The organism is Tatumella sp. JGM130 (assembly GCF_018257525.1).
Classification (GTDB): Bacteria; Pseudomonadota; Gammaproteobacteria; order Enterobacterales; family Enterobacteriaceae; genus Tatumella; species Tatumella punctata.
In genome coordinates, this window is the sequence record NZ_JAERJS010000037.1 from 19,170 (window position 1) to 28,322 (window position 9,153).

8 protein-coding genes are annotated in these 9,153 nt (G+C 52.4%); all 8 read right to left on the reverse strand.

Annotation, left to right across the window (positions count from 1 at the left end):
• Window positions 1-2 precede the first annotated feature (2 nt).
• Window positions 3-1,085, reverse strand: coding sequence for a phospho-N-acetylmuramoyl-pentapeptide-transferase (gene mraY, locus JK211_RS14360; protein ID WP_212709360.1), 1,083 nt, complete (start codon window positions 1,083-1,085; stop codon window positions 3-5).
• A complete protein-coding gene (gene murF, locus JK211_RS14365) occupies window positions 1,079-2,443 on the reverse strand; it encodes a UDP-N-acetylmuramoyl-tripeptide--D-alanyl-D-alanine ligase (protein WP_212709361.1) in 1,365 nt (454 codons plus the stop codon). The genes mraY and murF overlap by 7 nt, the downstream gene beginning before the upstream one ends.
• Window positions 2,440-3,927, reverse strand: a complete 1,488-nt coding sequence (gene murE / locus JK211_RS14370; protein WP_212709362.1) for a UDP-N-acetylmuramoyl-L-alanyl-D-glutamate--2,6-diaminopimelate ligase — start codon at window positions 3,925-3,927, stop codon at window positions 2,440-2,442. Before murE ends, murF begins: the two co-directional genes overlap by 4 nt.
• Window positions 3,914-5,680 carry a peptidoglycan glycosyltransferase FtsI gene (locus JK211_RS14375; RefSeq protein WP_212709363.1) on the reverse strand — a complete coding sequence of 589 codons (1,767 nt, stop codon included), beginning with the start codon at window positions 5,678-5,680 and terminating at the stop codon, window positions 3,914-3,916. Before JK211_RS14375 ends, murE begins: the two co-directional genes overlap by 14 nt.
• Window positions 5,681-5,695: 15 nt before the next feature.
• Window positions 5,696-6,016, reverse strand: a complete 321-nt coding sequence (ftsL, locus tag JK211_RS14380) for a cell division protein FtsL (RefSeq protein WP_212709364.1) — start codon at window positions 6,014-6,016, stop codon at window positions 5,696-5,698.
• A complete protein-coding gene (gene rsmH, locus JK211_RS14385; RefSeq protein ID WP_212709365.1) occupies window positions 6,013-6,954 on the reverse strand; it encodes a 16S rRNA (cytosine(1402)-N(4))-methyltransferase RsmH in 942 nt (313 codons plus the stop codon). The genes ftsL and rsmH overlap by 4 nt, the downstream gene beginning before the upstream one ends.
• 3 nt (window positions 6,955-6,957) lie before the next feature.
• Window positions 6,958-7,413: a division/cell wall cluster transcriptional repressor MraZ gene (gene mraZ, locus JK211_RS14390; RefSeq protein ID WP_212709366.1), complete on the reverse strand. Its 456-nt coding sequence runs from the start codon at window positions 7,411-7,413 to the stop codon at window positions 6,958-6,960.
• Window positions 7,414-7,810: 397 nt separating this feature from the next.
• Window positions 7,811-8,821 carry a catabolite repressor/activator gene (gene cra, locus JK211_RS14395; protein ID WP_212709367.1) on the reverse strand — a complete coding sequence of 337 codons (1,011 nt, stop codon included), beginning with the start codon at window positions 8,819-8,821 and terminating at the stop codon, window positions 7,811-7,813.
• Window positions 8,822-9,153 lie beyond the last annotated feature (332 nt).

Consider the following 9,153-nt stretch of genomic DNA (forward strand, 5'->3'; position numbering starts at 1 on the left):
AATTAACGTACCTTAAGGGTCGCCAGCCCAATCAGAACCAGCATTAATGAAATAATCCAGAAGCGTACAATCACGCGCGGCTCAGGCCAGCCCTTCAATTCATAATGGTGATGAATAGGTGCCATCCGGAAGATACGCTGCCCGCGAAGCTTAAATGACCCGACCTGCAAGATGACCGAAAGTGTCTCTACGACAAAGACCCCTCCCATAATCACCAGCAAAAACTCTTCACGTAATAATACGGCAATCGTCCCTAATGCACCGCCCAGGGCCAGTGAGCCGACATCACCCATAAACACCTGTGCCGGATAAGTGTTAAACCAAAGAAAGCCCAGCCCTGCCCCGACAATCGCCGTACAGACAATCACCAGCTCACCCGCATGACGCAGATAGGGGATATGCAGATACTCTGCAAAATTTACGTTACCGGTTGCCCAGGCGACCAGACCAAAGCCAGCCGCGACAAATACGGTTGGCATAATCGCCAGACCGTCCAGCCCATCGGTCAGGTTAACCGCATTGCTGGTACCGACAATCACAAAGTAGGTCAGCAGCAGATAGCTGATCCCTAACTGAGGCATCACATCTTTAAAGAAAGGGACAACCAGCTGAGTGGCCGGGGTGTCTTTACCTATGGCATACAGGGCAAAAGCAACCCCAAGGGCGATCACTGACTGCCAGAAATATTTCCAGCGAGCGATCAGTCCCTTGGTATCTTTACGTACCACTTTGCGGTAGTCATCGACAAAACCGACGATACCGTAACCAATCAGTACCACCAGCACACACCAGACATAAGGGTTAGACGGGTAAGCCCACATTAATACAGAAATAGTAATCGACGTCAGAATCATCAGGCCGCCCATCGTCGGCGTGCCACGTTTACTGAAATGTGACTCAGGGCCATCGTTACGGACAACCTGGCCAATCTGTAATTTTTGCAGCCAGGCGATTAAGCGTGGCCCCATCCACAGACTGATAAACAGCGATGTCAGTAAACTGACAATCGCCCGGAACGTCAGGTACGAAAAGATATTGAATCCTGAATAAAACGGCACCAGGTGTTCAGCCAGCCAGACTAACATGTAACTTTCTCCTGTAATTGCTGAACCACATCTTCCATAGCAGCACTTCTCGAACCTTTAATCAAAATGGTAACTTCCTGATGTTCAGATAATAATGTCCGTAACCGGGCAACCAGTGCCGGTTTATCGGAAAAATGCTCACCGTGGCGGCTTTCCTGAGAAATGTACTGACTCAGGAATCCGACACTCAGAACTTTATCGATACCGGCTTCACAGGCAGCCAGGCCAACAGCACGATGGCACTGTTCGGCTTCGTCTCCCAGCTCCGCCATATCCCCGACCACCATAATCCGGTAGCCCGGCATTTCGCCCAGTACCTGCGCCGCTGCGGTCATTGAACCGACATTAGCGTTATAGCTGTCATCAAGCAGACGCTGATGTTCTGACAGCCTGATCGGGAATAAACGTCCTGCAACCGGTGTCAGCTCACTCAGTCCGGCAGCAATCGCCGGAAGCGGCGCACCGACAGCCAGCGCCAGTGCCGCGGCGGCCAGTGCATTCGCAATATTGTGTCGTCCCGGCAGAGGCAGTTGTATCGCAACTGTTCCCTGAGGAGAATGTAAAGTAAATGAGGTCCCTGCACCGCTGACAACAATATCACTGGCATGAAAGTCGGCGACGGAGCCTGCCAGCGGAGAAAAACGCCAGACCGTTTTATCAGACAGCTGAGCCTGCCAGTGCGGCCAGTCGTTGCTGTCATCATTCAGTATCGCGATCCCGTGTTCTGTTAATCCGCCAAAAATTTCACCTTTGGCTTTTGCCACCCCGGCCAGAGAACCAAACCCTTCCAGATGTGCCGCAGCCAGGTTATTCACCAGCGCTGCCTCCGGACGAACCATTGCCGTGGTATAGGCGATTTCTCCCTGGTGGTTAGCCCCCAGTTCAATAACGGCAAACTGATGTTCTCCGGTCAGCCGTAACAGGGTCATCGGCACCCCGATATCATTATTCAGGTTACCGGCGGTATACAGGGTATTACCGCATTGTCTGAGGATCGAAGCCGTCATCTCCTTAACGGAGGTTTTTCCCGAAGAACCGGTCAGGGCTACAACCCGGGCCGGTACCTGCTGGCGAACAAAAGCCGCCAGTTCGCCAAACGCAATACGTGTATCTCTGACCACTACCTGCGGAATATCCACAGGCAGAGGTTTACTGACCAGCAGAGCTGAGGCTCCGGCCTTAATGGCGTCAGCAATAAAATCATGTGCGTCGAAGCGTTCCCCGATTAAAGCAACAAACAGGCAGCCTGCTGTGACTTTACGGGTATCGGTCGTTACCGCAGAAAAACTCAGTTGCGGGTCTCCGGACAGTTGTCCGCGGGCTAATGTTGCCAGTTGTTGCAGTGTTACACTGATCATGCCAATACCCCCAGCAATGCGGCAACGGTCGTTCTGTCAGAGTAATCCATCCGCCGCTGACCAATGATCTGATAGTCTTCATGGCCTTTTCCCGCCACCAGTACAATATCCTGCGGACCAGCCTGCATCAGGGTATGGGTTACCGCGCGTGCCCGGCCCGGTACGACCTGAGCCTTGCCTGCATCCAACAGGCCATTGAGGATATCCCTGACAATAGCCTGCGGTTCCTCACTGCGAGGATTATCATCCGTAATCACGACATGATCAGCCAGCTGCTCGGCAATGGCCCCCATCAGCGGGCGTTTGCCTTTATCCCGATCACCGCCACAGCCAAACACACACCACAGTTTGCCCCGACAGTGTAAACGGGCCGCCGTCAGCGCTTTCTCCAGAGCATCCGGCGTATGAGCATAATCAACCACCGCCGTCGGACGTCCTTGTGCATGGAACACCTCCATACGGCCACAGACCGGCTGTAACTGCCCCGCCGTTTCACACAGGGCAGCTAACGGGTAGCCCAGAGCCAGTAATGTTGACATCGCCATCAGCATATTGCTGACATTGAAAGCTCCCATCAGCGGGCTTGTAAGTTCGCCACTTCCCCAGTCAGAGCGGAAAGAGACCTTCGCCCCTTTATCCAGATACTCAATACGAGTCGCTTCCAGACGGCGGCCATGGTGATCTGTCGGAATCTGCCCCTGCATAGTCACAGCCACGGCATCTGTCAGTTTCCTCAGCCAGCGCCGGCCGGTGTCGTCATCGGCATTAATAATGGCCTGCCCGGCCTGATGCTCAGAGAACAGTGACCACTTGGCAGCTTCATAGCTTTGCATATCACCATGGTAATCCAGGTGATCACGGCTGAGATTAGTAAATACCGCCGCAGCAAATGGCAATGCTGCAACCCTGTGCTGCACCAGCCCGTGAGAAGACACTTCCATGGCCGTCAGGGTTGCACCCTGTGCGGCTAATCCAGCCAGTTGCTGCTGAATATCTACCGCTGAACCAGTGGTATTGTCGCTCGGGATAAGATGACCATATAGACCATTACCCACCGTACCCATAACTGCGGATGTTTCTCCCAACAGCTGAGCCCACTGGGCAAGTAACTGGCTGGTCGTTGTTTTTCCGTTAGTACCGGTAATACCGATCAGCGTCTGTTTTTCTGCTGGCTGTCCATAAAATCGCCCGGCCAGTGCCGATAAACGCTGAGACAACTGTTTCAGGTAAATCACCGGCACGCCATGCAGTTCACGGATATCACCGTCGGTGGCCTCACCGTCAGCCTCGGCAATCACTGCCGCTACCCCCTGGGCAATGGCCTGGGGAATATAATGGCGCCCGTCGACACTATGCCCCGTCACTGCCACAAACAGATCGCCGGAAGCCGCCGTACGGCTGTCCAGTGTCATTTCTTTCAGCTGACGTTCCGGCGCACCAGGCACCCAGGGCGCCAGCAGGTCACGCAAGTTACGATCTGTCACTTGAAACCTCATTTCGGTTAATCACTAAATCATTATTTTCATTGGCCGGTAAGGCATCAGGCTCGATGTTCATGGTGCGTAACACCCCTCCCATAATCGCGCCGAATACCGGAGCTGAAACTGCCCCGCCGTAATACTTACCGGCCTGTGGATCGTTAATCACGACCACCAGAGCAAAACGCGGATGACTGGCGGGAGCTACCCCTGCCGTATAGGCGATATATTTATTAATATAACGACCATCAGGGCCGACTTTTTTGGCCGTCCCCGTTTTGATCGCTATCCGGTACCCTTTAATTGCCGCCTTCACGCCACCGCCGCCTGGTAGTGCGACACTTTCCATCATATGTAGTACGGTTTTCACGGTCGCTTCAGGGAATACCCGTTCACCGGCGACCGGAGGATCGACTTTGGTAATCGATAACGGTCTGGCAATGCCGTAGCTGCCGATAGTCGCGTAGACACGGGCTAACTGTAATGGTGTCACCATCAGGCCATAACCAAACGAGAAAGTAGCCCTTTCGATATCAGACCAGCGTTGTTTTTTAGGGTAAATCCCCGTACTTTCACCCACCAGACCGAGGTTGGTCGGCTTGCCGAGACCAAAACGAGCATAAGTCTCAGCCAGAGCAGAAGAAGGCATGGCTAATGCCAGCCTGGAAACCCCGACATTGCTCGACTTCTGTAATACTCCGGTCAGGGTCAGCTCGTTATAGCGGGCGACATCTTTAATTTCATGACCATTAATCCGGTACGGCACCGTATTGATTACACTGCCTTCACGGACAACTCCCCGATCCAGCGCGGTCATAACCACCATTGGTTTCACGGTCGATCCCGGCTCAAAAATATCGGTGATCGCCCGGTTACGCATCGCATCTTTGGTGGTTGTTCCGAGATTATTCGGGTTGTATGCGGGGCTGTTAGCCATTGCCAGCACTTCACCGGTATTAACATCCACCAGTACGGCAGAGCCTGACTCGGCCTTGTTAAATGCAACAGCATTGTTAAGCTCCCGGTACACCAGCGCCTGCAGACGTTCATCAATACTCAGGGTAAGGTTATGGGCGGCCTGGCTGTCGACGGAAGAAATATCTTCAATTACCCGCCCCTGGCGATCCTTACGCACCGTGCGTGCACCCGGCGTTCCGGTCAGCCACTGGTCAAAACTTTTTTCGACACCTTCAATACCGATACCATCGATATTGGTAAAACCTATTAAATGGGCCGTTACCTGGCCTGCCGGATAATAACGACGGGATTCCTGCCGCAGGTAAACCCCCGGCAGTTTGAGTTTCTGAATATATTCGCCAATCGACGGGTTAATCTGTCTTGCAAGATAGATAAAACGGCCGTTAGGATTGGTTTTGACCCTCGCGTAGAGCTGGTCCTGAGTCATTGAAAGTGCATCAGCCAGTGCTTTCCAGCGACTGTCGAGCGTGATCCCCCCTTTTTCATTCAGCTCTTTCGGGTCTATCCATACGGCATTCACCGGCACACTTACCGCTAAAGGCCGGCCACCGCGATCACTTATCATGCCACGGGAAGCCGGGACAGCCTGCACCCGTAATGACCGCAGATCCCCCTCTTTAACTAAACGATCCGGGTTGACGACCTGTAAATATCCGACCCGTGATACCAGCCCCAGCAAGGCAACCAGAATACCGACACAAAGTAACGCAAAACGCCAGCTTATAAAGCTGGCCTTATTTTCTGACTTTCTGGAATTCAGCGTTTTTTTCGCGCTGCTCATGCCGTTACCGATTTCCTATGGTTGAACCACAATATTTTCCTGAGAAGGATCAACATGCTGCATATGAAGCTTTTCGATAGCCAGCCGTTCGACCCGGCTATGATCCCCCAGAGCATTCTCTTCGAGGATCAAATTTCGCCATTCAATATCCAGCGAATCTTTTTCCAGCACCAACTGCTCGCGCTGAGCAGTAAGTAACCGGGTTTTATGGGTAGTAATCACCACCATAATTGCCGAGGCCAGCACCGCAATAAGTAACAGCAACGGTAATTTGCCATGACGTAACAGATCACCACCGATAATCGCAGGAAGACTGTGACGTTCATTGCCTGTCATTCGGCAGTCCTCTGGGCGATACGTAACACCGAACTGCGGGCACGCGGGTTATCTGAAACTTCCTGCTCGCCGGGCACCAGTTTACCGAGGGTTTTTAATTCACGGCCGCCCAGCGCTTTCAATTGATCTTCGGTCAGCGGTAACCCGGCAGGCACCCGCGCTCCCCGACTTTGATCGCGCATAAAGCGTTTTACCAGCCGGTCTTCCAGTGAATGGAAACTGATCACCGAAAGACGTCCGCCCGGGGCAAGCACCGTCAGTGCACCTTTCAATGCCTGCGAGATTTCGTCCAGTTCGCTGTTTACCCAGATACGGATAGCCTGAAAACTGCGGGTCGCCGGATGCTTAAATTTGTCTTTAACCGGAGTCGCGTTATAAATAACCTCCGCCAGCTCTTTGGTGCGGGTCATCGGCTGTTCACGATTACGCTCAACAATTGCTCTGGCGATACGTTTAGCAAAACGTTCTTCACCATAAGCTTTCAGCACAAAAGCGATATCCTGTTCTTCTGCCTGTAACAGCCACTCCGCGGCGGACTGGCCACGGGTAGGATCCATTCGCATATCTAACGGCCCGTCACGCATAAAAGAGAATCCGCGTTCTGCATCATCCAGTTGCGGCGATGAAACCCCTAAGTCCAGTAATATGCCGTTAATCTTTCCGTTCAGTCCCAGCGACTCTGCATACTCCGCCAGCCCTGAAAAAGGCCCGTGAATAATAGAAAATCGCGGATCGTCTATCTCAGCAGCAGCGGCAATCGCCTGCGGATCCCGGTCGATCGCGATTAAACGCCCCTGTTCCCCGAGCTGTGAAAGGATCAGACGTGAATGGCCACCACGGCCAAAGGTGCCATCGATATAGATGCCATCATTCTGAAGGTTAAGTCCGTTGACCGCTTCGTCTAACAGCACTGTGGTATGTTTAAAATTTTCCGACATAAGCTATAGCGATAAATCCTGCAAACGCTCAGATAACACGTCCTGAGCAGTTTCTGCTTCGATATCTTCCTTGATTTGTTGATACCAAGTCTGTTCATCCCACAGTTCAAATTTATTAAACTGGCCGACCAGCATGATTTCTTTTTGTAAACCGGCATGTTGCCTGAGTGTCCCGGCCAGTAATAACCGTCCGGCACTGTCCATCTGACATTCGCTGGCATGCCCCAGCAACAAGCGTTGTACGCGACGTTCTGCCGGGTTCATGGTCGACAGACGTGACAACTTTCGTTCAATCACTTCCCACTCAGGCAGGGTATAAAGCAGCAGGCAGGGCTGATGGAGGTCAATAGTACAGACCATTTGCCCCTGAGACTCTCCGATCAGTATTTCCCGGTAGCGTGTAGGCACTGCTATCCGGCCTTTACTATCGAGATTAACCAGCGTTGCCCCGCGAAACATGACTGTTGTACCCCTCAGTAAACCTGTTTCACCACTTTACCCCACATTTTACCACTAATTGAGTGTACGGAGCGGATGAAATCCTTGTCAAGCGACAACGGTCGCTTAATAACATTATTTCCTGCGGTAAATTCACGTAATTCCAGAGGCATTACTGACAAAATGCAGAGACAGAAGAATTAACCCAATGAATAACTACAATAAATTGAAAACACGGCGGGGAAAGGTTAAAAAATATCGGCGAGAACGACGGAATTGTTAACTTCGGGCAATGTATTCACCCGCGGCATTTTAAGGAATTTCTTAACGGGATCAAAGCACCTTTCGCCGGAGAAAAGTAAACAACCCCGGCCAGAACCTACTGCAGACCGGAGGGTACACCTGCAATACGACGGCGTCAGCGGGGACGACGCCCCAGTTTACCCCGCTGATAAAGATTACGACGGATACGGGTCAATCCGGGTTTAGGCCGTTTGGGCTCATCCAGGCTGGCCAGCACCAGTTCCAGCACTCTCTCAGCAACATCCCGATGCCGCTGCCCGGCAGACAATACCGGACATTCCAGGAAATCCAGCAATTCATTATCCCCGAAGGTAGCAATTGAGACATGGCCGGGTAAATGACCATTCACCCGTAAACAGGCATCCATCATTCCCTGCAGTAGCCCGAAAGAGGTAGTAAACAAGGCTGACGGCATCGGATTATTTTCCAGGTAGCGGACAAAGGTTTCAGCGGCTGCACTGCGTTCAAAACTGTTGCTATAAATAAATCTTACGCTACGTTCATCGCCCTGCCAGGCATCCCGGAAGCCCTGTTCACGCAGAAAACTCACGGACAGTTCAGGCAGTGCGCCAAGAAACAGGACATTATCTACCGGCTGCTTACGTAACTCACTGGAAAGCGCGAAGGCATCTTCCTGATCGGCACCGACCACACTGGTGAAATGCTCACGATCCAGCGCACGGTCGAGGGCAATTATTGGCAAAGGCCCGTCAACCCAGCGCTGATAGAAAGGGTGCTCCGGAGGGAGAGAGGTCGAAACAATCAGTGCATCCACTTTACGCTGCAGCAGATGTTCAATGCAGCGGATTTCGTTATCAGGCTGATCTTCGGAGCAGGCAATCAGTAACTGATAGCCCCGTTGTCTTGCCTGTAACTCCAGATACTTAGCAATGCGGGTGTAGCTGGTATTCTCCAGATCCGGAATAACCAGCCCGATAGAGCGTGTCCGCCCGGCACGTAATCCGGCGGCAACCGCATTCGGCTGATAATTATATTCACGGACGATGGCCATCACTTTCTCTACCGTTTTTTCACTGACCCGGTATTGCCTGGCCTTGCCATTGATCACATAACTCGCTGTCGTCCTGGAAACCCCTGCCAGACGTGCAATTTCATCCAGTTTCACTTTCACCCCGCCACACAGATTATCCCGCTGTGAATGGTTAAACCCGGCGGGCAATATCTTAATTGAAGATATGATCTAAGCGCAGATAGCACACCGGAGCAACCGTTTTATCGGAGAATCAGTTTTTGAGTTGGTTTGAATATATAAGTCCGGGAGGGCGCAATGGCCGGGGGCTGTGACGTAACGTTTGCGCTGACATGCAATATATCAATCCGCCAGGGTTCTGTTCGCCATTACGTAAAGTCATTTTTTACTGCCCCGCTGCGGGCGACCAGGCAAAGGGCGCAATGGCCGCGCCCTCTGCACTCCGGGCCTGTGCGGCAGATCGTTCC